Annotated in this window: 38 protein-coding genes; 30 read left to right on the top strand and 8 right to left on the bottom strand. The window is 31.1% G+C overall.

The annotated features are described in order from the left end of the window. Positions 1-85: 85 nt before the first annotated feature. Positions 86-934, bottom strand: a complete 849-nt coding sequence (locus RCG18_RS04265; protein ID WP_308040197.1) for a YitT family protein — start codon at positions 932-934, stop codon at positions 86-88. Between the two features lie 345 nt (positions 935-1,279). On the opposite strand from RCG18_RS04265, the gene RCG18_RS04260 reads away from it, so the two are divergent. The 4 genes from RCG18_RS04260 to RCG18_RS04245 are packed head-to-tail and all read left to right on the top strand — an operon-like array spanning position 1,280 to position 5,021. Further along, positions 1,280-1,948, top strand: a complete 669-nt coding sequence (locus tag RCG18_RS04260; RefSeq protein WP_308040196.1) for a TetR/AcrR family transcriptional regulator — start codon at positions 1,280-1,282, stop codon at positions 1,946-1,948. Positions 1,949-1,971: 23 nt separating this feature from the next. Continuing rightward, positions 1,972-3,084 carry an efflux RND transporter periplasmic adaptor subunit gene (locus tag RCG18_RS04255; RefSeq protein ID WP_308040195.1) on the top strand — a complete coding sequence of 371 codons (1,113 nt, stop codon included), beginning with the start codon at positions 1,972-1,974 and terminating at the stop codon, positions 3,082-3,084. Positions 3,085-3,096: 12 nt separating this feature from the next. Beyond that, positions 3,097-3,888, top strand: a complete 792-nt coding sequence (locus RCG18_RS04250; RefSeq protein ID WP_308040194.1) for an ABC transporter ATP-binding protein — start codon at positions 3,097-3,099, stop codon at positions 3,886-3,888. 17 nt (positions 3,889-3,905) lie between these two features. Next, positions 3,906-5,021: an ABC transporter permease gene (locus RCG18_RS04245; RefSeq protein WP_308040193.1), complete on the top strand. Its 1,116-nt coding sequence runs from the start codon at positions 3,906-3,908 to the stop codon at positions 5,019-5,021. A 92-nt stretch (positions 5,022-5,113) separates the two neighbouring features. On the opposite strand, the gene greA is transcribed toward RCG18_RS04245, so the two are convergent. The 3 genes from greA to RCG18_RS04230 all read right to left on the bottom strand — a co-directional run bounded on the left by greA (position 5,114) and on the right by RCG18_RS04230 (position 6,967). After that, the gene (gene greA / locus RCG18_RS04240; RefSeq protein ID WP_308040191.1) at positions 5,114-5,578 is read right to left on the bottom strand and encodes a transcription elongation factor GreA; all 465 of its coding nucleotides are present in this window, start codon (positions 5,576-5,578) and stop codon (positions 5,114-5,116) included. 528 nt (positions 5,579-6,106) lie between these two features. After that, entirely contained in the window at positions 6,107-6,649 is a 543-nt protein-coding gene (locus tag RCG18_RS04235; RefSeq protein ID WP_308040190.1) for a hypothetical protein, read from the bottom strand. Positions 6,650-6,781: 132 nt separating this feature from the next. After that, entirely contained in the window at positions 6,782-6,967 is a 186-nt protein-coding gene (locus RCG18_RS04230) for a hypothetical protein (RefSeq protein WP_308040189.1), read from the bottom strand. Between the two features lie 211 nt (positions 6,968-7,178). Between RCG18_RS04230 and RCG18_RS04225 the strand changes: the two genes are divergently transcribed. Next, entirely contained in the window at positions 7,179-8,288 is a 1,110-nt protein-coding gene (locus RCG18_RS04225) for a DUF362 domain-containing protein (RefSeq protein WP_308040188.1), read from the top strand. A gap of 331 nt (positions 8,289-8,619) precedes the next feature. On the opposite strand, the gene RCG18_RS04220 is transcribed toward RCG18_RS04225, so the two are convergent. Beyond that, positions 8,620-9,204, bottom strand: a complete 585-nt coding sequence (locus RCG18_RS04220; RefSeq protein ID WP_308040187.1) for a flavin reductase family protein — start codon at positions 9,202-9,204, stop codon at positions 8,620-8,622. A 199-nt stretch (positions 9,205-9,403) separates the two neighbouring features. Here RCG18_RS04220 and RCG18_RS04215 point away from each other — a divergent pair, with 199 nt between their 5' ends. Together RCG18_RS04215 and RCG18_RS04210 are read left to right on the top strand one after the other, a co-directional pair. Next, a complete protein-coding gene (locus RCG18_RS04215) occupies positions 9,404-10,012 on the top strand; it encodes a DUF4912 domain-containing protein (RefSeq protein WP_308040186.1) in 609 nt (202 codons plus the stop codon). Between the two features lie 15 nt (positions 10,013-10,027). Further along, entirely contained in the window at positions 10,028-11,617 is a 1,590-nt protein-coding gene (locus tag RCG18_RS04210; RefSeq protein WP_308040185.1) for a 1,4-alpha-glucan branching protein domain-containing protein, read from the top strand. An 89-nt stretch (positions 11,618-11,706) separates the two neighbouring features. Here the strand turns inward: RCG18_RS04210 and RCG18_RS04205 are convergent, their stop codons facing one another. Beyond that, the gene (locus RCG18_RS04205) at positions 11,707-12,144 is read right to left on the bottom strand and encodes an ImmA/IrrE family metallo-endopeptidase (protein WP_308040184.1); all 438 of its coding nucleotides are present in this window, start codon (positions 12,142-12,144) and stop codon (positions 11,707-11,709) included. A gap of 44 nt (positions 12,145-12,188) precedes the next feature. Continuing rightward, the gene (locus RCG18_RS04200; RefSeq protein ID WP_308040183.1) at positions 12,189-12,629 is read right to left on the bottom strand and encodes a helix-turn-helix transcriptional regulator; all 441 of its coding nucleotides are present in this window, start codon (positions 12,627-12,629) and stop codon (positions 12,189-12,191) included. A gap of 558 nt (positions 12,630-13,187) precedes the next feature. Here RCG18_RS04200 and RCG18_RS04195 point away from each other — a divergent pair. The 22 genes from RCG18_RS04195 (at position 13,188) to RCG18_RS04090 (ending at position 25,012) form a co-directional block, all read left to right on the top strand. Continuing rightward, positions 13,188-13,649: a siderophore-interacting protein gene (locus RCG18_RS04195; protein WP_308040182.1), complete on the top strand. Its 462-nt coding sequence runs from the start codon at positions 13,188-13,190 to the stop codon at positions 13,647-13,649. Between the two features lie 134 nt (positions 13,650-13,783). After that, positions 13,784-13,948 (top strand): hypothetical protein, encoded by a 165-nt coding sequence (locus tag RCG18_RS04190; protein ID WP_308040181.1) that lies wholly within the window; start codon positions 13,784-13,786, stop codon positions 13,946-13,948. A 13-nt stretch (positions 13,949-13,961) separates the two neighbouring features. Continuing rightward, complete coding sequence (locus RCG18_RS04185) at positions 13,962-14,240, top strand: phage head-tail connector protein (protein ID WP_308040179.1); 279 nt, start codon at positions 13,962-13,964, stop codon at positions 14,238-14,240. A gap of 1 nt (position 14,241) precedes the next feature. Next, positions 14,242-14,559, top strand: coding sequence for a hypothetical protein (locus RCG18_RS04180; protein ID WP_308040178.1), 318 nt, complete (start codon positions 14,242-14,244; stop codon positions 14,557-14,559). 68 nt (positions 14,560-14,627) lie between these two features. Beyond that, positions 14,628-15,077 carry a DUF6838 family protein gene (locus tag RCG18_RS04175; RefSeq protein ID WP_308040177.1) on the top strand — a complete coding sequence of 150 codons (450 nt, stop codon included), beginning with the start codon at positions 14,628-14,630 and terminating at the stop codon, positions 15,075-15,077. Then, positions 15,077-16,144, top strand: a complete 1,068-nt coding sequence (locus tag RCG18_RS04170; protein ID WP_308040176.1) for a phage tail sheath subtilisin-like domain-containing protein — start codon at positions 15,077-15,079, stop codon at positions 16,142-16,144. Before RCG18_RS04175 ends, RCG18_RS04170 begins: the two co-directional genes overlap by 1 nt. 49 nt (positions 16,145-16,193) lie before the next feature. Further along, positions 16,194-16,616: a phage tail tube protein gene (locus RCG18_RS04165; protein WP_308040175.1), complete on the top strand. Its 423-nt coding sequence runs from the start codon at positions 16,194-16,196 to the stop codon at positions 16,614-16,616. Between the two features lie 354 nt (positions 16,617-16,970). Further along, on the top strand, positions 16,971-17,375 hold the full coding sequence (locus RCG18_RS04160) for a hypothetical protein (RefSeq protein ID WP_308040174.1): 405 nt from the start codon (positions 16,971-16,973) through the stop codon (positions 17,373-17,375). Positions 17,376-17,395: 20 nt separating this feature from the next. Beyond that, positions 17,396-17,572: a hypothetical protein gene (locus RCG18_RS04155; protein ID WP_308040173.1), complete on the top strand. Its 177-nt coding sequence runs from the start codon at positions 17,396-17,398 to the stop codon at positions 17,570-17,572. Positions 17,573-17,633: 61 nt separating this feature from the next. Then, entirely contained in the window at positions 17,634-18,992 is a 1,359-nt protein-coding gene (locus RCG18_RS04150; protein ID WP_308040172.1) for a hypothetical protein, read from the top strand. Between the two features lie 12 nt (positions 18,993-19,004). Beyond that, on the top strand, positions 19,005-19,424 hold the full coding sequence (locus RCG18_RS04145) for a phage baseplate protein (protein ID WP_308040171.1): 420 nt from the start codon (positions 19,005-19,007) through the stop codon (positions 19,422-19,424). Continuing rightward, positions 19,414-20,433 (top strand): terminase, encoded by a 1,020-nt coding sequence (locus RCG18_RS04140; RefSeq protein ID WP_308040170.1) that lies wholly within the window; start codon positions 19,414-19,416, stop codon positions 20,431-20,433. The genes RCG18_RS04145 and RCG18_RS04140 overlap by 11 nt, the downstream gene beginning before the upstream one ends. 1 nt (position 20,434) lies before the next feature. After that, positions 20,435-20,800 (top strand): DUF2577 domain-containing protein, encoded by a 366-nt coding sequence (locus RCG18_RS04135; protein ID WP_308040169.1) that lies wholly within the window; start codon positions 20,435-20,437, stop codon positions 20,798-20,800. Beyond that, positions 20,797-21,231 (top strand): DUF2634 domain-containing protein, encoded by a 435-nt coding sequence (locus RCG18_RS04130; protein ID WP_308040167.1) that lies wholly within the window; start codon positions 20,797-20,799, stop codon positions 21,229-21,231. The genes RCG18_RS04135 and RCG18_RS04130 overlap by 4 nt, the downstream gene beginning before the upstream one ends. Then, the gene (locus tag RCG18_RS04125; protein ID WP_308040166.1) at positions 21,224-22,291 is read left to right on the top strand and encodes a baseplate J/gp47 family protein; all 1,068 of its coding nucleotides are present in this window, start codon (positions 21,224-21,226) and stop codon (positions 22,289-22,291) included. Before RCG18_RS04130 ends, RCG18_RS04125 begins: the two co-directional genes overlap by 8 nt. Beyond that, positions 22,284-22,829, top strand: a complete 546-nt coding sequence (locus RCG18_RS04120) for a putative phage tail protein (RefSeq protein WP_308040165.1) — start codon at positions 22,284-22,286, stop codon at positions 22,827-22,829. The genes RCG18_RS04125 and RCG18_RS04120 overlap by 8 nt, the downstream gene beginning before the upstream one ends. After that, on the top strand, positions 22,819-23,340 hold the full coding sequence (locus RCG18_RS04115) for a hypothetical protein (protein WP_308040164.1): 522 nt from the start codon (positions 22,819-22,821) through the stop codon (positions 23,338-23,340). The genes RCG18_RS04120 and RCG18_RS04115 overlap by 11 nt, the downstream gene beginning before the upstream one ends. 12 nt (positions 23,341-23,352) lie before the next feature. Continuing rightward, on the top strand, positions 23,353-23,892 hold the full coding sequence (locus RCG18_RS04110; RefSeq protein WP_308040163.1) for a hypothetical protein: 540 nt from the start codon (positions 23,353-23,355) through the stop codon (positions 23,890-23,892). Then, on the top strand, positions 23,892-24,263 hold the full coding sequence (locus RCG18_RS04105) for a hypothetical protein (protein WP_308040162.1): 372 nt from the start codon (positions 23,892-23,894) through the stop codon (positions 24,261-24,263). Before RCG18_RS04110 ends, RCG18_RS04105 begins: the two co-directional genes overlap by 1 nt. A gap of 3 nt (positions 24,264-24,266) precedes the next feature. Continuing rightward, the gene (locus tag RCG18_RS04100) at positions 24,267-24,410 is read left to right on the top strand and encodes a hypothetical protein (RefSeq protein ID WP_308040160.1); all 144 of its coding nucleotides are present in this window, start codon (positions 24,267-24,269) and stop codon (positions 24,408-24,410) included. A gap of 57 nt (positions 24,411-24,467) precedes the next feature. Beyond that, the gene (locus tag RCG18_RS04095; protein WP_308040159.1) at positions 24,468-24,749 is read left to right on the top strand and encodes a hypothetical protein; all 282 of its coding nucleotides are present in this window, start codon (positions 24,468-24,470) and stop codon (positions 24,747-24,749) included. A 122-nt stretch (positions 24,750-24,871) separates the two neighbouring features. Continuing rightward, on the top strand, positions 24,872-25,012 hold the full coding sequence (locus RCG18_RS04090) for an XkdX family protein (protein WP_308040158.1): 141 nt from the start codon (positions 24,872-24,874) through the stop codon (positions 25,010-25,012). Between the two features lie 40 nt (positions 25,013-25,052). Here the strand turns inward: RCG18_RS04090 and RCG18_RS04085 are convergent, their stop codons facing one another. Continuing rightward, positions 25,053-25,487, bottom strand: coding sequence for a hypothetical protein (locus tag RCG18_RS04085; RefSeq protein ID WP_308040157.1), 435 nt, complete (start codon positions 25,485-25,487; stop codon positions 25,053-25,055). Between the two features lie 161 nt (positions 25,488-25,648). Here RCG18_RS04085 and RCG18_RS04080 point away from each other — a divergent pair, with 161 nt between their 5' ends. After that, positions 25,649-26,512: a YitT family protein gene (locus RCG18_RS04080; protein ID WP_308040156.1), complete on the top strand. Its 864-nt coding sequence runs from the start codon at positions 25,649-25,651 to the stop codon at positions 26,510-26,512. The last annotated feature ends 254 nt before the right edge of the window (positions 26,513-26,766 follow it).

Genomic DNA, 26,766 nt, shown 5'->3' with positions numbered 1-26,766 from the left:
CAGAGCACGGAGAATAATTAGAGCAGATAGTCTTAAATAAACTTAATAAAGAATGGGTACTAGCGAAGCTAGTACCCATTCTTTATTATGCAATTTCTGCAAAGCCTTCTCCGAGAACCTCATTAACTTCATTAACTGTGATAAAAGCTCTCTCATCAATATCTTTTATATAGTCCTTTAATTTCATAAATTGTTTTCTATTCACAACAGTAGTAATTACTTCTCTTTCATTATTGTTATAAGCGCCTTTAGCGTAGTATATGGTAGCACTTCTATCTAATGTATCTACTATATAATCTTTTATTTCCTCACCTGCATTACTTATTATAGCTACTTGTTTATAGGTATTTAGGTTTTTTATTACAGTATCTATAAGTGTTGAATTTAGTATTACACCAAGAATTGCATACATACCTTTATCTATTCCAAATACAATAGAAGCGGCTACTGTAATAACAATATCGGCGATTAACACACATTTACCAATGCTAATTTTAAAATACTTGTTTATTATTTTTGCAATAATGTCTGTACCACCAGTAGATGCATCTTGATCAAATACGATTGCCATTCCTACACCACATATTAACACACCGAATATAAGTTGAACTAACATATCATTACTTAAAGGGCGAACATTAGGGAAAAGCTTTTCCAGTAGTAGAATTATTCCTGAAACAGAAAAACTACAGAATATAGTTTTCCCTCCAAAAACAGGTCCAATTATTAAAATACCAGTTATAAATAATATTACTTCCATAGCCATCATCAATGCTCCAATAGGTAGGCTTGGGAAAATACTATTTATTATTATAGCAGCACCGCTTATTCCACCAGCAGCAATATGGTTTGGAGCTAGAAAAAAGTAAGTGCCTACGGCCACTAATAATGCTCCAATAAAAATTACAAAGAAACTTTTAAAATTTTTTTTCATACTAACCCCTCCCGTTTATTATATTCATTAAAAAAGAGCATATAAACCCAAGAGAATTAAATTCCTCAGATTAATATGCTCTCATTACACATATGCTAAATGCGCTCATGTGAACGTCTTTTTATAAATTAATGATATATTTTTTAGTTAATCTTATATTAACATAAAAGTACTTTTATGTCAATATTTTTACATAAGTTATCCAGTTTAATAAAATGTGAATTTATTTCGATAAAAGCAATTGACAAAGTTCAGAAAATATAATAAATTTAAAATGAGTACTCACTCATTTTAAGTGAGTCAATACTATAAAAATATTCTACTTATATAAAATGGAGGATAAAGATGGACATAGAAAATAAAGAGATTATTGAAAAGCTTTTATCAAATGAAGGCTTTTCAGAAGAAGAAATGACGAAAAGACAATGGCAGATATTAGAGGCTGCTGTAAAAGTATTTTCAGCTAAGGGGTTTGATGGAAGCAGAACGAGTGAAATTGCAAAGGAAGCTGATGTAGCTGAAGGAACTATATTTAGATATTATAAAACTAAAAAAGATTTGCTTATGGGTCTATTAATACCGCTCATTACAAAGTTTTTCAGGCCTATGATTTTAGACTCTGCAGAGAGAATTATAAAAAATGAGGAAGATAAGCCAGTAGAAGAGGTAATTAATAATTTATTAATTGATAGATTCTATTTAATTGATAAAAACCTACCATTAATTAAAACAGTATTTATGGAGGCAGCTTACCAACCAGAATTATTAGAAACTTTGCGAAAAGACTTAGCACCTAAACTCATTCCATTTATAAATTTTTTCATTGAATCTAATATAAAAAATAATAATTTTAGAGACCTAGAACCTAAGTTAGTTACAAGGACACTCATGAGTTTACTTTTAGGTTATGTTATATTTTCCAATACTTTTCCAGATTTTTTTCAAGGTGAAAATCACGAAGATGAATTAAGAAAGATTGTTGATATATTTTTAAACGGAGTGAGTAATATATAGTTTTAATAAAGGAGTGAAATATAGTGGATAAAAAGAAAAATGTAAAAGTGTTAATACTTATTACTCTAATAATTGCAGTTTCTGGTGGTTTTATTTTTAAATCCATTAAGGATAAGCAAAAAGACGAATTTGTATATTACGGTACCGTGGAAGCAGATAAGATAAACCTATCTACAGAGATTGGTGGAAAGGTAAAGGAGATTAAACTTCAAGAAGGAAGCAAGGTAAAGGCCGGTGAATTAGTTGCAACTATAGATTCTGATGAAAATTCATTAAAACTTCAAGATTCTGAGATAGCAATAAAAAGCGCTGAAAATGAATTAGGTAAAACACAAGATGGTACTAGAGCTGAAGAGATAAAAGCTCAAGAGGCTTTAGTGAGACAAGCACAATCATTAGTAAATCAAGGAGAAGCAGCAGTAAAAATTGCAGAAAATAATTTAAACGCTGCGCAAACAAATTTTGATTATAAGAAAAAGATATATGATGATGCAGCGGCATTATACAAAAGTGGAGCGGATTCAAAATACAAAATGGATGCTGCTAAAAATGAACTTGATAATGCTACAAACGTACTTAATAATGATAAAGATTCATTGGAAAGTTCTAAAGCGCAGGCCAGCAACTATAATGCACAGCTAGATTCATCCAATGCAAAGCTGCAGTTATTAGTAAATGGTGCTACAGAAAGAGATAAAGACTCAGCACAGTATGGAGTAGAAAAAGCAAAGAACAGTTATGAGCTTAGTAAAGTTATGCTAGATAAAAGCAATATAGTGACATCTACTGATGGTATTATAGAAACTATTAATTTTAAGAAAGGTGAATATATAGCACCAGGTAGTGCAGTTGCTACATTGTTAGATGACAAAAATCTATGGGTAAAAATTTATGTACCTGAAAGTGTACTTACAAACATTAAACTAGAAAAGGAAGTAACACTTACAAGTGATTTTTTAAAGGATAAAACCATAAAAGGAAAGATAATATATATATCACCAGAAGCAGAATTTACTCCAATGAATATAGTTACTAAAAATGACAGAACTAAGCTTGTATATGAAGTGAAAATAAAAATTTTGGATAATATTGATAATGTAAAAACTGGTATGCTTCTTGATGTAAATTTGAAATAATGGAGGCTTATTATGGAATATGCCATCTCTATAAAAAACCTTACAAAAAAGTTTGGGAACTTTACAGCTGTAGATGATTTATCATTTGACATTCCTAAAGGCAAAATATTTGGTTTTCTAGGGCCTAATGGTTCGGGAAAGTCTACAACTATAAGAATGATTTGTGGCGTACTAAAACCAACCTCGGGAGAAGGAAAGGTTTTAGGGTATGACCTTATAAAAGAATCAGAGAAAATAAAACAAAATATAGGATATATGTCTCAAAAGTTTAGTTTATATGAGGATTTAACAGTAGAAGAAAACCTAGAGTTTTATGGAAACATATATATGATACCCAAGGATAAACTAGAAGAACGAAAAAGAGAATTAATTGAAATGGCTAATCTAACAGGAAAAGAGAAAAGTTTAGCTGGTACATTATCCGGTGGATGGAAGCAAAGATTAGCATTGGGATGCTCTCTTATTCATAAACCTAGTCTTTTAATACTAGATGAGCCAACAGCAGGAGTGGATCCAGTATCAAGAAGAGAGTTCTGGAGTACAATAACTAATCTCGTTAAAGGTGGGATAACGGTATTAGTAACAACTCACTACATGGATGAGGCTTCAATCTGTGATATCATAGGTTTTATCTATAATAGTAAACTCATTACTATTAGCACTACTGATAGTTTGTATGAGGAACATGGTATAAATAACTTAGAAGATATATTTATAAGCTATGTTAAAGAGCTTTCAAATAAGGATGTTATATCATCTTTTGATGATTTAAAATTAACGAGGCAGAAAAGAGGCGATAAATAATGCAGTGGAAGAGGCTAATGACTATAACTAAAAAAGAATTTATTCACATAAAAAGGGATAAAGCTAGCCTTGTAATAGCATTGATGATGCCAATAATGATGCTCTTATTGTTTGGATTTGCAGTTAATACCGATGTAAATAACGTAGATTTGATAGTTTATGATGGAAGCAGAACTTCAGAGAGCCGTGAGTTAACAAGTAAGTTTACGAATTCCTCTTACTTTAGACTTTACGGGGAAGTAAATTCACCAAAAGAGGTTGAGGAATATATAGCGATGGGAAAGGTTAAAGTTGGACTTGTTATACCACCTGATTATACTAAGGAGTTGAGAAGAAATAGCCCAACTGAAGTACAGGTATTGGTGGACGGATCAGATCCTACTATAGCGAGAACTGCTATGTCATATTCACTGCTCATTGGGAATAATTATTCTTTAAAAATGAGGGAAATTGAGACCCAAAGGTCAGCACTAGGAAAACAAGAAAACACAGGTATAAGTTTGAAGCCATTTGTGCTATATAATCCCACTCTTGAGAGCAGTAAGTTTAATGTACCAGGGGTTATAGGGCTGATTCTTCAAAATATAACAGTAATATTAACATCTTTTGCTATGGTTAGAGAAAGAGAAAAGGGTACGATAGAACAGCTTATTATGACTCCAGTTACATCTTTTGAGCTAATAGTTGGTAAGCTTATACCATACACTATAATAGGTTTTTTTGATATGATTGTGGCCTTGCTTTTAGGAAATATAATATTCGGGGTAACAATAAAGGGAAGTGTGGCATTGCTAATTTTACTTGGGACATTATTTTTAATATGTTCTCTAGCTATGGGTATGCTAATTTCCACAGTAGCTAAAACTCAACTGCAAGCTATGCAGGCATCAATTGCTCTTCTATTACCTAGTGTATTACTTTCTGGATTTATGTTTCCAAGAGAGTCTATGCCTAAGATTATCTATTATATAAGTAATGTTTTACCTATGACTTACTTTTTACAGGTCTTAAGAGGAATAATAGTGAAGGGAGTTGGAATAACTTATTTGATAAGTCCGATTGTTTCTTTATTAATTTTAATTCTTATAATTGTTGGCCTAACTATGAAGAAGTTTAGTAAAACACTTGATTAGATATCCGAAAGAAAATGACAAGCCAAAGATTTTTTAAATGAATAGATTCACTCCTATGAATTTTTCTATTAGGAGTGAATCTTATGTATTTCTTATAGTATCTTTATAACTTCTACGTCATACTCGCCATCTGGTGATGTTACAGTTTTCTTTTGGCCAACTTTTAATTTATATAATACTTCGCCAAGTGGTGACTCAATGCTTATTTTCATATTTTTAGCATCTGCCTCAACGGTACTAACTAATGTAACCTCTTCAGTTTCATCAATATCATAAAATTTTACTAAAGCTGTTTTGTTAATACCAAATACATCTTCTTCATCAGAACTTTCAATGATTTGTGCATTTTTAAGTATTTCTTCTAATTCCATTATTCTTGTTTCAGTCATTGATTGATCTTCTTTAGCAGCACTATAATCTGCGTTTTCACTAAGGTCACCCTGTGCACGAGCAGCTTTTAACGCAGCCTTTATTTCTACTCTTTTTACAGTTTTTAAGTATTCTAACTCTTCTTCTAGTTTTTTCTTTCCCGCTTCTGTCAACATTAAATTACGCATGAAAAAATCACCCACTATCTAAAATTTTATTAATATAGCAAAATTGCTTACAACCATGCTTTATTTGTTTATACTATATATAATATCACCAATATAATATTACAACAAGATAACAATCATTTAGATATTTCCCATAAGCATATAATTTTAAACGTAATTCATATAGTAAAAATTATGCGACATAAGATCCTAAGGGTACAAGACGGAAAATTGACTTACACTCCGAGCTATGTTTTCAAGCTTCAGTCCGTTAAAAACTTTTAGTCAGTCTAAAGCTTGTCTTAAAACCCTTCACTAAGACTGACACAAAATTTTTAAATCTACCTTCAGCTTTGGAAACATAGCCCTTTGTGTAAGTCAATTTTCGGCATTTAACCCTACACAGCGAATTTATATCGCATAATTTTTATATTAATCCTTCCAAATGTGCCATAGATGATCATTTTTCCCTTTTGCAAAAACATCAATACGGTTAGGTCCCCAGGACGCTGATGCAGGTGCAGAGGTCAAGTTTCCATCAAGGTTTTGCTATGAACTCCATCGATTTCCGTTCCAAGATTTATAGAGTAATTCTCCATTCCTACCTCTAGCAAAAACATCAATATGATTAGGGCGAGCTGATGATGCTGCAGGTTCAGATGCTATATTACCACCGAGATCTTCCCAATCACTCCACCTAGAACCATCCCACCATTTATTATACATAGCATTGTCAGTCCCTTTAACGAAAACATCTAATCTATTTGCTCCCCAAGAAGATGCGCTAGGAGCAGAAGTTAAACTGCCACCTAAGTCCTCCCACTTACTCCATCCTTTTTCAGCAGAGATTTGTGCATTATTTAGTGTAAATCTAATAACTTTCTTTATAAGCTCATTAAGTTTATTACGAGGTATACCCATATTTACTAAAGACGATAAAACATAGGAATATCTTTTCTCGAAATCCTTGGAGATGGCATTTATCTTTTGATTTTCGTTTCCTGAATATTTTTCTGCATTATCAAGTACGTATCCAATGATTAATCTAAATAAGTAATCAGAAGTACGTCTATTAATTCCATGCTCCGTCATCGTATTATAAATATTAGGCTCATCTCTAGCTAGCAACCTTAATATTTGATTTATTTCATCTTGAGGCGCTCTAAATGCATCTAAGTATACATCTATATCTAAATTTGACCTGCTGTCACTAAAATCCTCACTTCAGTCTTCTATGTTAGTGTCGTTATTTGCATCTACATCATTTCCTGAGGTTTCTTCTCTACTCTCATTTTTGTCAATAGAGTTTTCTTCGTTGCCTTTCGTATGCATATTTGGATGGCACTGATAAAAGCTGCTGCAGAATTGGCACATGGTATAAGGGCAACAAAGCCATTTTTTTTGTAACATCTATATACCTCCGAACATTGATAATTTCATACTATTCTACGAAGTTAAAAAATGTTACTTTTGTAAAGTACTAATAATAAAAAGTTTATCTTAGTATCATAAAAGTTACTATATTTCAATAAAGTATCTTACTTTAAAAGCATATTGAAAGTTGATATACTATATCTTATCAATACATTTATTTTGTATAGTTTTAAAGGGGGAAATTTAAATGGAAAAGTCTAAAGTATATTTTACAGACTTAAAAACAAAACCAGGCTTAAATTTATTAGATAAACTCGAGAAATTAATAAAAAAGGCTGGCATTGAAAATATTGATTTTAAAAATAAATTTGTAGCTGTAAAGATTCACTTTGGAGAACCAGGAAATTTAGCCTATATTAGGCCTAATTATGCCGCAAAATTAGTAAAAGTAATTAAGAAATTAGAGGGAATACCATTTCTTACTGATGCCAATACATTATATACAGGAAGAAGATCAAATGCTATAGACCACTTAGAGGCTGCTTTTGAGAATGGTTTTAATCCATTGTCAGTTGGATGTAATGTTATAATTGCAGATGGCTTAAAGGGGACAGATTATAGAGAGATAGAAATCAATTGTAAGCATTGCAAAACAGCTAAAATAGGTACTGCTATTGCAGATTCAGATATAATTATATCCATGAATCATTTTAAGGGCCATGAAATGACTGGGTTTGGTGGTGCTATAAAAAACTTAGGAATGGGATCAGGTTCAAGAGGTGGGAAATTAGAAATGCATTCCGCGTCTCAACCAAAGATAAAAAAGGAGAATTGTGTTGCATGTGGACAATGTATAAAAAGCTGCTCACAATCTGCTATAGTAATTGACAAAGACAAAAAGGCAGATATAGATTACAGTAAGTGTATAGGGTGTGGTCAATGTGTTGCTATATGTCAATTTAACGCTGCACAAGTTATATGGAATGAATCAGCTGATACTGCAAATGAAAAAATTGCAGAATACACTTATGCGGTTATTAAAGATAAGCCTAACTTCCATATTAGCTTTATAATGAATGTTTCACCTAATTGTGATTGCTGGAATTCAAATGATATAGCTATTGTACCAGATATAGGTATAGCTGCTTCCTTTGATCCTGTTGCACTAGATAGAGCCTGTGTGGATTTGGTAAACAAAGCTCCGATAATAAATGGATCAGTTATTGAGCATGAACACTATCATGAAGGTGAAGATAAATTCACTCATATACATGTAAATACCAACTGGGAGGCTGGTTTAAAGCATGCCGAACAAATAGGTATAGGTACTCAAGATTATGAATTAGTTGTTTTATAGGGTTGAAAATTAGAAAGTTAACTTATACGACCGGATATGTTTCCAAGCTTCAGTCAGCTTTGGAGACATATCCCTTTGCATAAGTTAACTTTCAGTCTTTTAATCCATACATACTTCATTTATACGATAGTAAATTTATATGATAGCTTCTACATAAAAGGTTGTTATATTTTAATGTATCTTTGTTTGGAGACATCTTATGTTTTGTAAATATAAATATGATTTCAACAATAAGTATAAAAATTAAAATAAATAATAACTTTTTGAAGTTTGACATTAAAATCACCCCTATCATATTCTATGTGATAGGGACATGCAAAATATTATTTTTTTAATTTATTTTTAGTTTTTTTCTTTTTTGAACGGAGTATCCAAATTTACCTAAAGGTTTATTGAAAACAGGAAAATATTCACCGTGAGAATAACATATTAAATCAGCTTTTTCTAAATGTATTTTACCACTTTCATCTATTAAATTCTCTTCTACATGAATTGATACTACTTCTGCTAAAAAAAGATCATGACTTCCAAGAGGTGTTATACTTTTAAGCTTACATTCCATGGTAACAGGGCATTGCTTAATACCAGGCACAGAAACCTGATCACTATCCTCCAATACTAAATTACACTCTTTTATTTTATCAATAGTTTTTCCAGATCTCACACCACAAAAGTCTACGGCACGGACAAGTTCTTTGGAAGGTAGATTAACTACGAATTCCTCTGTTTCTTTTATGTATTTGTATGATAATCTTTCGGGACGTATAGCTACTGTTATCATAGGCGGTCTTGTGCATGCAGTTCCAATCCAACCAACCGTAAATACATTTACGCTTCCTTCTCTGCTTTTAGATGTTATGAGTACTGCTGGAACTGGGTTTAGTATAGCACTTCCTTTAAATGATATTTTAGACATGTATTTTCTCCTTCCTTTATCAGTTGTTATAAGTTAATTTATCTTAAATCATTTATACACTTTAATATAAAATACAATGATTTATATTATATCAAAGAACTATATTAAATGTTATAAGAAAATTTAAGAGTTTCTATAAGTGACATAAATGGAATTTTAAGGTATAATATCTTTACTATATATTCTGAGGAGTGATTTCATGCTGGGGGACGAAAAATCAAATATAGTTTTAATGGTGCAAAGTGCAAGTAGAGTATTTTGCTATTTTAATATATCACCGATAACTATAAAAGAGTTTGAGGATAGATACGGGGAAGTATCTTGGAAAATTTCAAAGCCTGCTATTAAAGTTTACTGTGTAGAGAATGGTGCAGCAAAAGAAATAAAAACAATTCTTATAGATGATTTTGATAATAACTGTTATATAAACATGGATAGAGGAGATCAAGATGTATTTATAAAGCTTGGCAGAATATTACCAAATAACATCTTTGCTGCATTTGCAGCATCAAATACAGTTACTACTCCAAGAAATTATGAGTCTAAAGATAGCTCAGTATATTTTGTGGATATCTCTGACAATGTTGATATAAGTTCAAAATCAAGTCTTGATAATTATGAAGAGTGTTCAAGCAATATTAATAGGCATAAAGAACCTAAGCCATATCCTTTTATGAATGTTAAAAAAAAGTGGGGTGGATACCCTAAAATAATAGTAAATTCAGGTTATTGTAAAAATGATTTTTTTAATAGATATTTTGATGAAGTAATAATTAAATACGATTTATGTTCGTCGCCAATTAAGTAATGTGAGGGGAAAAATATGATCAAGGGTTATGTTTCAATGATACTTCACAGCCACATGCCTTTTGTCAGGCATCCTGAAATTGAGGATGCATTGGAAGAAAGATGGCTTTTTGAGGCAATGGGTGAATGTTATATACCATTAATAGAAGTTTACGATAATCTAATAAAGGATAACATAAATTTTAAAATTACTATGTCCATAACACCTCCGTTGATGGCTATGCTAGAGGACGACTATTTACAAAAAAGATATTTAGAATATTTAAAGAAATCTATAGAACTATCAGAAAAAGAGACTATTAGGACAAAAAATAGTAGGGAATTAAACAAACTAGCATGTTTCTATAATGAAAGATTTAATAATTTAATGTCAATATATAAAGGCTATGATTGCAATTTAATGAATGCATTTAAAAAATTTGATAAGTCTGGTAATCTGGAAATAATAACTTGTTCTGCTACTCACGGACTTTTACCTTTGCTTATGGTTAGCCCAGAAACGGTGAGAGCACAACTTGCAACAGGAGTACAATCATACATAGATTGTATAGGACATTCTCCTAAGGGGATATGGCTTCCTGAGTGTGCTTATACATATTCTTTGGATTCAATGTTAAAGGATTTTGGAATACAATATTTTATAACAGAAAGTACAGCAATACTTAATGCATCGCCAAAGCCGAGATATGGAACTTTTGCCCCAATAGCTACTCCTAATGGTGTATGTGCATTTGGAAGAGACATGGAATCTTCACATCAAGTTTGGAGTAGCTTTAATGGATATCCAGGTGACTACTATTATAGAGAGTTTTATAAGGATATAGGATATGAATTGCCTATGGAATACATAAAACCTTATATAAATAAAGCTGGAATAAGGTTAGATACGGGCATAAAGTATTACAGAATCACAGAAAAAACAGATAAAAAGGAATACTACAATAGAGAGGCTGCAATGGAGAGAGTTAAGGAACATAGTTCACATTTTGCATCTTCTAGATTTAATCAAATTAATCATATTTCTCAACATATGGAGCAGCCGCCTATAATAACTTGCCCCTATGATACAGAATTGTTTGGGCATTGGTGGTTTGAAGGACCTGATTTTATAGATGAATTTATAAGAAAGTCTGCAGAAGAATGTACGAACTATGAGTTAATAACGCCGTCGCAGTATTTAGAAAGATACCCAATGGTTCAATGCAGCAACCCATGTCCTTCAAGTTGGGGAGAAAACGGAGATTATTCAGTATGGATAAACAAATCTAATGATTGGATTTATAGAGAGGTTCATAGATGTGCAGAGGCTATGGTGAGGATGGCTGATACCTATACTAATCCAAGTGACCTTCAGAAAAGAGCATTAAATCAAGCTGCTAGAGAATTAATGCTTGCAGAAGCATCAGACTGGCCCTTTATAATAAAAAATAATACAACTGTTGAATATGCAGTAAAAAGAGTAAATGCACATATTGAAAGATTTAAAAAGTTATATGATGACATAACTAAGAACACATTAGACTCTAAGTATATTTCATATATAGAAGAATTAGATAATATATTTAAAAATATAAATTATAAAATTTATAAAAAAGAAATTTATTAGCACCCACAAAAATATTATTTGTGGGTGCTAATTTCAATATAATACATTTGTGTTAAAATTTTCTTAAAAAGGTCTAAAAAATACTCAAATCATTTTTCAAATTTGAGCCTCAATAACTCTATAGGTAAACCTTCACTTAAGGATATTTGTTCTAAGTTAAAATAGCTTGGATAATCCTCTTTGAGACTATCTGATATTAACAACTCGGATGCAAATCTGTTAGCTTCATTTTCATATCTATTTATATTATAAAAGGTATGGTTTTTTAAAAAAGTGCAATTTAATTTAGGATGGAGAATTGCATGACCAAGTTCATGTGCACATACAACTCTTTGCATTAAATACGGGAGAGTGGAATTAATATAGATAAACTTAACTCTCTTTTCATATTGATATAATCCGTTAACTTCTTCATGCAAAGGCCGATGAATTACTTGAATTTTTAGTAATTCAGCTAATTCAAAGGGATTATCAGTTTTAAATTTTTTTATTAATTGATCTACTTTTTCCTTTATATGATTTCTCAATTTAACTCCCCCACGCAATACAAACATTAACTTATCAGTCCTATTTAATCTTTTCTATATTTTTTAGGTATATACTTTTTATTAATTAATTTTGCTTGACGCATGCCAAATTCAAGTGCATCTACAATGCTTTGAATAGCATCAGGTGATACTGGTTCCCCTGAAAGCATAAGTCCATCTTGCCCTTCCATAAGTTCTGTTTTTATTTGATTAAGTCTTTTTTCTATGTCTTTTTCATCTTTTTTAGTTAACTGAGTTTCTTTTTTTTCGTTAATTAATTGATTCTCTCCTAGAAGATAAGAGGTTGTAGTGTCAAGTGCTTTAGCGATATCATTTAATCTTTCCAGGGAAGGATTACTTCTTCCATTTTCAATATCACTTAGAAAAGAAACTGATATATTTGCTTTTTCAGACAAATCCTTTAGGGTTAAACTGTGTTCTTTTCTAAGAGTTTTTATTCTATCTCCTATACTATTAATAGACATACATATCACCTTTCTGAATTTGTTACTATCCCATAGTTCGATAATAACGTATTAATTATATTATACATCAATAAAAACGGAAGTAAATATGTAAAAATACGTTTTTTGCGTAAATATAAGAAAATTAGAGCTATCTAAAATAATATGAGTTTATTTTAACCAAATAACATAATATAGATGTATGATTTATTACGATATTTACGTATAATAATTGTAAACAGGAGGTGATAAAAGTGCGCTTGAAAAAATTAATTAAGTTATTAATGATGATAGTGAGCATTTTTTAATTTGCATTACGTAAATAACGTAATGCAAATTAAATAATGAAAACTACTAACAATACAAGCTTCATCTGATGACTGCCTGCTATAATACTCACTGAATAACGAGTTCTAAGCATCAAGTCATGGAAAAACCTCTGATGCCAGAAACTCTTTTTATAAAGAATACTATAAACAGACTTATTCTTATATTGATAAGTTAGCTATGTTATCAATAACTTAGTAAATTACTTAGAAAAAATAAAAGAGAAAAACATATAAAAAAGGGGCGGATAAAATGGACAAGAATAAAGAAAAAGATTTATATAAAAAAACTGATGGATTGCTTTTAAATTATAAGATAATTAAGGCGGAAATAAATAATTTAGAATTAGAAATAGAAGAAATTAAATCGGAATACGATGGTGTTAAGGCTGTAGGATATGAAGAACGAACAGGAAAAACTAATGCTTTCAATAGTTCAGTAGAGAATGAGATATTAAGGAAAGAGAAATTAATAAGAGATTTAACGAAAGAAAAGAGAAGCAAGGAAATTTTAATTAGCAAAGTAGATAATGCTCTAACTATATTAGAAGAAGAGGAAATAAAAATAATTAAGCTAAGGTATTTTGAAAAAATGGGATGGAATAAAATAGGCATATTAACAAACAGAGATGGAGACTACTGCGGCCGCATTAAAAGAAAAGCTGTAAATAGGATATCAGAACTAATTTGGGTGAGTAAAAAGTACACGGGATAAATCCCGGAAATGGTCAGATTTTTTCTGTAACAAGTACAGTAAACACATGCTAATATTATATCATCAAATTAATTCGAAACAAGCACTTGGAATTACTTCAAGTGCTTGTTGCTTTACTGGAAGGAGGTGAGAATATGGAAGCAAAAAAAGCCTTAGATTGTAAACCCAATAGAAAAGATTTAACAAATAATAAAAAATTAAATGATTCAAAGGAGGAAAATTTAAGTGATATTGAAAACCTAATGAAACATAGGAGCTATAAAAGGCATAGAGGTGCATTAAAGCAAATAAGTAGTTAGAAGGTGGTAAGATATGCTTGAAAATATAAAACTAGTTTTAGGCATGGTAGATAACTCTAAAGATGAACTAATAAAATATTATGTAAGCAGAATAAGCCAAAGAGTTCAAAGTTATTGTGGAGATACTCAACTGAAGCCTGAATATGAAGGAATTGTTGAAGAGCTAGTTATCAAAATTATGCAGGGGAAAAATGATATAAGGTATGAGAGAATAGGAGACTATTATATTCAGTATAATGTGCATGAAGATATGCTCGCACCTTATTTATCTCAACTAAAAAGGAGTGTATGAGGTGTTTACAGATCTTTTAAATCAGAGTCTTACTATTATTAGAACAGAAAGCACAGCTGGATCAAATCATATAGTAGAACAACAAGAAACAACTTATGGACCTTACCCATGCAGAATAGGGCGTCCCATAAGTAAATTTGTACAATCTATGCCTCAGACTAAAATTACACAAAACTTAAGATTATACACTGTAATAAGTGCAAATGTAAAAGCAGGTGACATAGCTTTAATAGATGGAGATAACTACATTGTAAAAAATATTTACAAACCTGCTAATCATCATATTGAGTGTGATTTAATATTATATCAGGAAGTGTAGTAAATGAAGATAAGCTTATTAGAGAAAGAATCTGACTTACTGAAATATTAAAAAATAGGTGAATAATTATGGAAGAATTAATTAAGGCAATAGCAGTAGATATAGCTAAAGAATTTGAACATTATATCTATTTACAAGACATAGGAGAAGGATTTAAAAGACCTTCTTTTTTTATTTATCATGTCTCAACAAAGCAAGTAGATATGAATAGAAGAAAATACAACAATAATATCTTAATAAAAATAGTATATTTTGCTCCATTAAGCAAATACCAGCTACCTATTAGATTAGATCAATTAGCTACTTTAGAAAAATTAAAAAAAGTATTTTCAAATATGGGAATTAGGGTAGGAGATAACTGGGTACGTATTAGCGATATGGTTGTAAATTATACAGAAGATAAAGATATATTTTTACAACTTACTTTAGATAAAGAAGAATTTAGAGAAGACAAATTCAGTAATGAAAATAATTTTGAAACTATGAAAAATATTTATATAAGGGAGAGTGGAATTTAATGAAATTACCAAGTATTAATATCATATTTAAAGAAGCAGGTACAACTGCTATTGAACGTGGAGAACGTGGGGTTGTTGCTCTAATATTAAAGGACACAATAGGCGCAGGTGTTACTAATCCTGTAACTATATATAGTTCAAAAGACATTCCCAATAGTCTAAGCGATACAAATAAAGAGCAAATTAATTTAGCGCTTATGGGTTATCAAAAAGCTCCTAAAAAGATTATAGCATATATAAACACCGCAGCTGATTATAAGGAGGCTCAGAAATATTTTGAAACTGTTAAGTGGGATTATATTGCAGTGCCAGATATTTTAGATGCAGATGTTACTGCTTTTGCAAGCTGGATTAAAGACCTTAGAAATAATAGAGATATAAAGGTTAAGGCTGTTTTACCTAATTGTGCCGCTGATCATGAAGGAATAATTAATTTTGCTACTCAAAATATAAAAACTCAAAATAAAGCTTATTCAGCTAAAGAATACTGCAGCAGAATAGCGGGATTACTAGCCGGTACTCCATTAACTATAAGTGCTACTTATGCACCTTTACTTGAAGTATTGGATTGTGATCACTTAACAAAGGACGATAGTGATGCTGCTGTAGATTCCGGCAAATTTATACTTATAAATGATGGAACTAAGGTTAAGGTTGGCAGAGCGATAAACTCTCTTGTAACTACAACTAGTGATAAAGGGGAAGAGTTTAAAAAGATAAAGATAATTGATATTATGGACCAGATTCATGATGATATAAAGAAAGTTGTTGATGATAACTACATAGGAAAGGTAAGCAATTCCTATGATAATAAGTGCCTATTAACAACTTCCATTGGGGGCTATTTTGAAGAATTAGAAATGGAAGGCCTTCTAGATAGAGATAAAAACAAGGTAACTATTGATTTAGCAGGACAAAAAGCTTACTTGAAGAGTATAGGCGTTAACGTTGATAGCATGAAAGAAATTGATATTAAACAGGCCAATACTAAAGATAAAGTATTCTTAGCAGCAAATATTAAAATTTTAGATGCAATCGAAGATATGAGCTTTAATGTTTCTATATAAAAGCAAGATTAAAAGATATTAAAATTTTTATACTAGGGAGGTATATTTTATGTATAATGCAGAAAAAACTATTATTGGAACTTGGGGAGAATTGTGGATTAACTCTGAATTGATTTCAGAGTGCACTGGCTTACAGGCTAAAGCTACATTTCAGAAGGTGGACATACCTATGTGCGGAAGATTAAGTAAGGCATTCAAAGTTTCAGGATGGGAAGGAAAAGGAACAGTTACTTTAAACAAAGTAAGCAGTAGAATGGCTAAACTAATTGGCGATAATTTAAGACAAGGAAGACAAGTTGTATGCACCATAATTTCTAAATTAGCAGATCCTACATCTGATGGAGTTGAAAGAGTGTGCTTAAAGGGTGTTAAATTTGATGATTTAACTTTAGCAGACTGGTCAGCAAATAAAGCTTTAGTTGAGAGTTTACCTTTCACTTTTGAAGACTTTGAATATATAGACATGATATAAGAAGTATGAGGTATTAAGCGAAAATTAATTTATACACTGGGAGATGTTTTAAAGCTTCAGTCTGTTAAACAGAGGGCCAAAATCTATGATTTTGAGATGATCGCTTACTCAGCGAGTACTCCTCTGACAAAAGGAAGATGGGGTTCATACTCGAAGAGTTTTAAGCTTATCTTAAAACTCTTCACTAAGACTGACATAAAGTTTTTAAATCTACTTCGGCTTTGGAAACATGTTCCTCTGTATAAGTTAACTTTTTAGTTAGAAGCCCTATAAAGGGAAAGGAAACTTATATTTGGGACTATACTTTTATATATATTGAAAATAAAAATGATATATTTGCAGGAGGGTTTTATTATGAATAAGACAATAGATTTATTATTAAAAAATGACGTGAGTAAATTAAAGAGACCAACTAAGGATATAGAGATAACTAGATTATCTGAGTTATATGGAGAGCCTTTTATAGTTACGTGTCAGGCGTTAACTCCTAGTGAATTTAATGAGCTACAGGAAAGCATATCTATTAATATAGAAGGAAACATTGAACTAGATAACAATATACAAGTGTTAACAATTCTAAAGGGGACAAAAGATCCTGATTTTAAGAGCAAAGAGCTTATGGATCACTTTGGTGTACCTACTCCAAAGGATTTAGTCCAAAAGATATTTTTAAGCGGGGAAATATCAAGCATATATACTACTATAACTGACCTTTCAGGTTTTGGTAAGGATTCAGTAAAAGAAATAAAAAACTCATAAACACAGATGGTCTTGTACAGATGATGTATTATTATTGGAAAGAAAAAGGTATAAGACCCTCTGTGTTTTATAGTATGCCTATAGGTGAAAGAATGGTAGTACAGGTTTTTTATGAAAATGAGATAGAAGAAAAAAATAAAAACAGGCAGGAGATGAAAAATTCTGAAACTCCTATTTTTCCGGTGGTATTGGTATAACTAATATACGAGATACTTAAACGTATCTCGTATATTTTATAAAAAGGAGGGTGGTGAAAATTTGGGAGAACAAAATAGAAATGTATTTAATATTAATGAAAGTTTTTATGAAAATATGAAAAAAGCTGTAAATGCCGCTGACAGTCTTAAAAAACAAATAATATCTGTTAAAAAAGCTATAAATGAAATAAGTAAATTAGAGATTAAATTAAAAACTAACAGTTTTGAAAAGCAAATAATATCTGTTAAAAAAGCTACAAAAGAAATAAGTGAAGTAGAGATTAAATTAAAAACTAACAGTTTTGAAAAGCAAATAATATCTGTTAAAAAAGCTACAAAAGAAATAAGTGAAGTAGAGATTAAATTAAAAACTGACAGTTTTGAAAAGCAAATAATATCTATTAAAAAAGCCATAAAAGAAATAAGTGAAGTAGAGATTAAATTAAAAGAAGAAGCTTTAAAAAAATCAGATAAGCCTAAAGAAGATAATGCATCTAAGATCAGAAATACGATGACAGACTATGTAAATACAAGCACCATAGCTAAAGATGCTTATAGTATATATAAAGCTATAAATAAAAAATTTCCGAATAATCCTATAGCGAAATCATTTAGTAGAATTGGTAAAAATATATCTAGAGCAATTAATACGATAAAGTCTACAATAAGAGGTGCCAATATAGGAAAAACGGTTAAAGAAGCCTTTGGAGGAATACCAAATATTTTAAAAAATATGCAACTTGGAAAGACATTAAAAGGTGCATTTGACGAAATGCCAAGTATTTTTAAATCAATTTCGAAAGAAATGCCCAATACATTAAAATTAGCATTTGCTCCTATAGGAGCAGTATTTATTGGACTTGGTCGTATAATTTCAAGATTTGCTATTGGAGCAATAGAGGCTTTGATGGGACTTAATCCAATGCTTTTATTGCTAATAGTAGGAGTAGGATTATTTGCCGTAGCTTGGAAAAGTAATTTTCGTGGAATAAGAGACGATATTGAAAAAGACATAAAAGAAATTGGAGAAAGACTTGACTATTTATATAATCATTTCAATGAGGTATGGAATGATACTTTAAAAAAACTAGGTCATTTAGCACGCCATCCAATAGATTCTATAATGGAACTTAGAAATGAAGGATCGAGATTCGAAAAAAATCCTGCTGATAAGTGTGCAGTTGGCACATCTTATTTTCATGGCGGTTGGTCATGGGTCGGTGAACAAGGCCCCGAACTTATGAAGCTTCCAGGAGGAACCCAGATATTAGACAACAGAACTTCTCAAAACATGTTAGGTGGTTCCATAAGCGTAGAAAAATTAGCGGATACCTTAGTAGTTAGAGAAGATTCAGATATAGACAGAATAGCAGACGCTTTAGCTAAAAAGTTAACTAAAGTAGGATTTAATTGTGTATAGGAGGAATAGATTATGGAATTTTGGCTAATGCAGAATGAAAAAAATTTTCAACTTCCCGTACCACCGGCAGAGTACAATCTACCTAATGAAATAAATGTAGATGTTTTTAATGTAGAAAATCTAGGAGAAGTAAGTTTTATTGGTAAAAGTAAGCTTTCCAATATATCAATTAATAGCTTTTTTCCTAATGAAAAATATAATTTTTGCCAGTATTTAGATTTTCCGGAGCCTTATGAATGTGTAAAGTTGATAAAAAAGTGGCAGCAAAGTGGTAAGCCAATACGCTTAGTAATCACAGAAACAGATGTAAATATGTTATGTACTATAGAAAAATTCACTTATGGTGAAAAATTTGGAGATAGAGATGTGTATTTTACATTAGATCTTAGAGAATATCGCCAATTAGAAGGGATGTATTTTAATGTATCTTAGTGTATGGGCTTTATATGATAGAAAAATTCTAGAGAATATAACTGATTTCTGTAAAACAGTACAAATTAGCGGAGATGTGCAGCAGTGTGCTAGAAAATTAGATATAAATATGGCTTATTCAATAAGAGACAAAAACCAACCTAATGCACAGATAGGCCCAGGTACTATTATATATGTAAGTTTAGATTTTAAAGAAATATATCGTGGCGTTGTAGTGGATAGAGAAATAAATTCAGGGGCTCAAGAAATAACTTTTACAGCCTATGATTATCTAATGTATTTTTTGAGGTCTAAAGTAACCTATAACTTTCAAAATATAGAAAGTGAGTATGCAGTAGAAAAAATATGTAAAGATTTAGGGGGTATGTATAACTATATACCTACTACAGGGATTAAAATAAACAGGCTAATTCAAAACAAAACGGCTTATGAAGCTATTATGGAAATATATACTCAAGTGAATAAGGTAAATAACATTAAATACATGCCTTATGCAGATTATGATATGTTTTCAGTTATGGAAAAAGGCGAAGTTATAACTAATCAGGAGTGGCATAGCTATACGGGTACTGTAGATGTTAACGCTGTGCTGAGTCCAGATTTAAATATGGCAGGAACTGTATACAAAGATACAAGTTCTAATATGGTGAATAAGGTCAAAATTTACGATGAAAATGGTAATGCTATTGGTGCTACTGAATTAGAAGATGTGATAAAGTTTTACGGAGTGTTTCAAGAAGAATATCAAAAGGAAGAAAATAAAGATCCAGTTACGGAAGCTAGAAAGTTGTTACATGGAATAGATCGAGAATTTTCTGTAACAGCGATAGGTGATTGGAGATGTAGAACAGGATATGCTATGCAGGTTAAAATACCTTATATTGATATTTTAGCTGATACTATTATGTTCATTGATGGAGATACGCACACATGGGAGTTAGCTTCAGGAAAGTATACCATGGATTTAAAGCTTTCCTATTATAATACTATGGATGCAAAGGAGGAGTAAAATGGAAGACTGCTACGGTAAACTAATAAATATAATAAAAAAACATGGATCAGCATACAACCCTCCAAGTATAGATTTAGGAGTGGTCCTAAATTCAGATCCTCTTATAATAAAAATAGGCGATCTGCAATTAACTAAAGACAATCTTTTAGTAGCGGATTACCTTCTAAAAAACTACAAAAGAAAAATAACTATTCCATCTACATCCGCAACTGGAAGTGCCACAACCGGCAGCATAACAACAATAGGTATTCCTGATGCGGATTTGAATTTTACTGATAGTCTTAAAAAAGAAGATATATTGGCCTGCTTGGCTACGGAAGATAGACAGACATATATAATTTTATGTAGGGTGGTGAAAGCATGAGCATTTTTCCACAGGTTGATGTAAATATTAATAATGAAATAAAAAAGAATGATGAGAAAATAGAAAGGATTCCAAGGGAATACGCCTGGGATTTTGAAAATAACGACTTTATCATGAAAGATGGAAAGCTGGTTGTAGTAGAAGGAAAGGAAGCAGTTAAGATTTGGATATGGAAGGCTCTCCATACTGTAAAACTAAAATACAATGTATATTCAGAAAACTATGGACATGATTTAGAAACACTGATCGGATCAGGAGGGTTTTCTGGAGGGCTTCTGCAAAGTGAAGGTAAAAGACTAGTATGGGAATGTTTAAAGTTAAATCCTTATATAGAAAGAATTGAAAAATTTGACATGAACTTTTCAAAGGATAAATTAGATATTAGCTTTATAGCTATTACAAACTATGGGGAGGTGAAAATCAATGTATAGTGAAGAAAATAGTACAAATGATATATTGAAAAGAATGAGAGATGGTATACCTTCTGATATAGATAAATCAGAAGGTTCTTTTATTTATGATTCACTTCTACCAGCAGCTAATGAGTTTCAAAAAGTCCATATTAAATTAGACAACATAGCAGGAAAACTTAGTGTAGAAGCCTTATCTGGAGATGAATTAGAGCAAAGAATATATGAAAAAACGGGAATAAAAAGAAAAAAGGCTACAAAAGCCAATACAACTTTAAATGTTATAGGTAATGCTACTATAAAAGCAGGTGATTTGTTTCAAACTGCTGGGGGCATACAATTTATATCTATAGAAACAAAAACAATTGTTAATAAGGGAACTATAAGCATAGAAGCAGTTGTTCCAGGAATAAGCTCCAATGTTCCTGCTGATCAAATAACAGTAATACCGGTAGTCATTCCTGGAATTATTAGTGTAAATAATCCAAGCACTACCGAAGGTGGTTATGATGCTGAAAGTAATGAAGAGCTGATTAAAAGATACTATGAAAGAATTAGAACACCGGCTACAAGTAACAATAAAGCACAATATAAGAATTGGGCAAAGGAAACTGCAGGAGTAGGAGACGCAAAGGTATACTCTCTTTGGAATGGAGATAACACTGTAAAAGTTGTAATAATAGACTCTAATAAGCAGCCAGCAAGCACAGAATTAGTTCAGGCAGTACAAAATTATATAGATCCTGGAAGTAAAGGTTTAGGAGAGGGAGTTGCTGCAATAGGTGCATTTTGTACTGTAGTGAGTGCAGTAGGCAAAGCCATAAATGTATGTTTTACTGCTGTAAAAGATAAAAATTATACTGATGAGCAAAGAAAGATTAATTTTGAAAATAATCTAACTGATTTTCTCAAGAATTTTGCTTTCGTTGAAAGCTCAATAAGCTATGCTAAAGTAGGCGCTTTAATACTAGATACAAAAGGCTTTTTAGATTATTCAAGCTTAACTATAAATGGAGGAGCTGCCAACATCCCAATAGATGATAATGAAGTAGCAGTAAAAGGGGTGGTAACAATTGAATAATGAATACATGAAAAGCTGTATGCCATCATTTATTACTGAATCTAAAATATTTGGAAATATATATGATGCTGAAGTTAGGGAATTTGATACTTTAGATAAAAAAGTTGAAGATCTAAATAATCAGTTAAGTATTGATACTGCAACCTGGGCTTTATCCATATACGAAAATGAAATGGGTATTAAAACTGACTTAATTAAATCTCTGGATGAGAGAAGAGCTGTAATTAAATCCAAGTGGAGGGGCACAGGAAAAATAGATGGGAAACTTATTAAGATGGTAGCTGATGCCTATACAAACGGACAGGTCGATGTTACTTTTGATGGAAAAATAAATATTAAATTTAACAGTATTATAGGAATTCCAGGCAATTTAGATGATTTAAAAAAAGCTCTGGAAGATATAAAGCCAGTAAATTTAAGGCTCGAATATGTATTTTCATATCTACTTTTAAAAGACATTGATGGAGTTAAAACATTAAGGCAGCTTGAAGCTATTCCATTAAATAAATTCGCTGGAGGTGAAATAAATGGCTGGTAATACCCCTAATCTAAATTTATATAAAAAAGATCCTACTGTAGATGGAAATGATACTTTTAATATAAAAACTATGTTAAATGATAATTGGGACAAGATAGATGCCTCTGTGACAGCTAAGGCTGATAAAGTTGACTTTAGTTCGCATTTGGCTGATAATACGGCTCATGGAATAGGGACACATAATACAGCTTTCAATCAAAATTTTGAAACTTCTACAACTAATATTAAGATGGATGGAACTGTTTCAGTTGGTTTATCAAATAATGTCGCTAGGTCAGACCATGTACATCCTTCGGATAATACTAAGCTCAATAAAGCAGGAGATACTATGTCAGGTAATTTAACTGTAAACGCTACAGTAAATGCAACAGCTTTACAAAAAGGTGGAGTAAATGTGCTCACTTACAATGAAACTTTGGCTTCAGGGACAACTGGATTGCATAGAACTACAATGTCAACCGCTGCACCCTCTGGTGGAAGTGACGGAGATATTTGGTTGCAATATGTATAAGGGGGTAGTTTTATGGCAGGTCAAGCAAAAGTAAATGTAGGTGGTGTTTGGCGACAAGTCAAAAATATATTTGCAAATGTAGGTGGTGTTTGGAGACAAGTTAAATATTCTTATGCTAATGTAGGTGGTGTATGGAGGTCGGCTTATCAAGCAATTTATGCTTTATTTACAGCAGGTGTTCAAAATGTACCTTATACTCTTGATGTGGGTAGTTACGGAACTGTTACTAATACTGGTTCTTCTTTATCAATTTATGGATGTGGTGATGATAGACATGGTTCAAGTGTGTATATACGTTGGAATGTAGATGTAACTGGATATAAAACATTCAAAGTCGATATGGATTTTACTATAGTTCAAGGAGGTGGTAGTTGTCTTGTAGGAACATCATCTTCATATACAATTATTTCTACATCACGCTCTAGGAGTACTGTTAATTTTGACTTAACTGGTCTTACTGGAGTGCAATATTTACAAATATATTTTTCATCAAATCATAGCACTGGAAGCGACACTGTAACTGGAAATGTATATAATGTTTGGTTAGAATAATGGAGGTGTTTATATTTGATAAAAATAATGCGAAAATTTATTTTACTGACGTAAATGGTAATGAAAAAGCGTTAGAATATAGATATTTAGAATATAATTCAGATGGGTATGTTGTGGCTATTTATAATGAAATGCCTGTTAATATAACTAACAGTAATAAAATAGCTATTGCAGACAACAGAAATTTTGAAGTTGGATATGAATATGAAAATTATATTTGTGTTCAAGAAGTTAATCAAGATAATATTCTTACTTTGTGTTGTGTAATTAAACAACCCGAGAGTGTTAAGTTTTTAAGAAAAGAAAGAGATAATTTAGCTAATGCTTTATTAGAAGCACAAAATGCAATAAATGCATTATTGGGGGTGTAATTAATGAGCAGATTATATAATTATTTTGTTACTTGTTGGAAGTACAATAGTAATTTTACAGAAATTAATTTAGATAATGCAGTAGATAAAGGATTAATTACAGCAGATGAAAAGGCACAAATATTATTAATTCCAAGAGAGATTTAAGACATAATAGAAAAATTATATGACTTAAGAACCCAATCTTGCTAGGTTCTTTCTATTTTGCCTCACATATGTCTATTAGTTACTGCTTTATATTATAAAATACAAGGAAGAAATAAGTATACGGGTAAACTTATATTAAATGACATTCTTCCAAGCGTCTATCTTGAGTATCGATATTTACTATATCAGCCAGACACAGGCTTGACAATAAAAATTTTAAACGAGAAGCCACAGACGATAGCAGATAACAGGAACTCTCAAGAGGGATATGAGGTGCAATTTAACATTGCAATTGATAGTGTAGCAGAAGATGGGACTTTACATTCTAGCTATGACTAAGTTACAAGAAATAGCAATATACTTGAGAAATAAGAATAACAGTTTAGAACAACGGATACAATCAGTTAACACTTTAATTTCTCAAATGCTGCTTGTTATGGTTAAGGTAGGTCTGATGCAATATGAATTGGTTTGACATAATAAGCAATTACTATAAAGCAGGATATTATATACCTGCTCAAGTTGCAGTATTTGTAGCTAAGGAAAAAATTACGTTTGATCAGCATCAACAAATAACAGGACAGGTATACACTGAACAATAGAAACATTAATCAAAATAAGGATAGTAGAAATCTACTATCCTTATTTTGATATAATAGTTAACAGTACATCTGATCCGGAAGCTGCAGGGAGTATTGCAACTTGATGATCATCTTTTTTAGCTGCAATAGAAACAGGTTTTTTATCTTCATAAATTGTCCAACCGTCTTTTTTTAATATGTCCTCATAGTGCTTTAATGCGTCATTATTATTAGTATTTTTTATAGTATATTTTGCAGTACCATATCCCTGTTTACCTTGTGATGGTGGTGTGAAATTTTCAAGCTTCATATCAGCACCATAAGAAGGAAGATATGAGAATTCTTTAGGCAGATCACTAGTGTTGTTAGTAGTATCTGATTTACTTGTATTATTGGTATTACTAGAAGTATTAGTATTACTAGGAGTTTTGGCACCACATGCAACGAAGAATATGGACATAACCAATACTATGGAAATACAGGAAAATTTTTTCATTACAATCACCTCTTTAGAATTATAGTCACTAATAGATATTTTAATATAATTAGAGATGATGTCAAGTTTTAAAAGTAAACAATAGAAAATCATTGCGTCATCAAGCATAGTCTGATACTCTATATACGTAAATATAACAATAAACTATATGAGGGTAAGGGATGAATATGCAAACAATAACAAATAATCTAAGAATAAAAAATGTAGTTCTTATAATATTGGGCTGCTTGCTATCTTCAATAGGATTAAATATGTTCATTGTGCATGCAAAACTGTATAGTGGTGGCGTGTCAGGTCTTGCTATCTTGATTCAATATATAACTAAATTCCCAGCTGGTTATACAATAATGTTAGCTAATATACCTCTGCTCGCCATTAGCTTTAAAAAATTAAATATAAGATTTACAATCTATAGTTTAATAGGTACGGTTTGTTACTCAGTCTTTTTAGTTATTACTAAAGATCTACAAACTATAATAAGTACTAATGATACCCTACTGTATTGTCTATATGGGGGACTACTAAATGGGCTTGGCATAGGGTTAACTTTTGCAAATCATGGTTCTATGGGTGGAATTAATATTATAACAATGCTATTCAAGAAAAAACACGATAATTATGATGTTGGCAAAATTGGGCTTATTTTTAACTGCGTTATAGTATGTGTAGGTGCATTGTTAAATGGTATGTTAACTGCGCTTTATACATTAATATCAATGTATATCACGTCAGTTGTAACGGATAAAATTATTCATGGTATGGTAAGAAAAAAACTTTTGTTTATAATTACTGAAAAAGAGAAAGAAGTATGTGATTATATCATGACTTATATGCATCGGGGAGCTACCATTTTAAATGGGCAAACCTTGACTGGTAAAGAAAGAAAAGTTTTGTATTGTATAGTACACTTATCTCACTTACCAGAGCTAAAATATTCAATACAAAATATAGATAAAGATGCTCTTATCTCTGTAATAGACGCTTCTGAGGTTGATGGAAAGGGATTCGATAGCAGTATTTTATAAATACAATAGCAACAAAAGTAAAAAACAATTTGTGAACGATTAATTAAAATGAACTAAGAGAGAATAATGTTACTAAAATTAGGAAAAGACAAGAAATATATATTAGCGTAATGGAAAAGTAACAGATATTAATACTATTTGATAAATGCTTTATATAATTCGAATTAATAGAAATTTTCGACAAGAATCAATCTTCAGGAAAAAAGAGTTCTTAAGGATTAAATATGGAAGACTATTCGAAAATAATTAAACTT

Source organism: Clostridium sp. OS1-26, assembly GCF_030915445.1.
Classification (GTDB): domain Bacteria; phylum Bacillota; class Clostridia; order Clostridiales; family Clostridiaceae; genus Clostridium_AM.
Note: the sequence above shows the minus strand (reverse complement) of the source record. Positions and strands in the feature narration are given on the sequence as shown.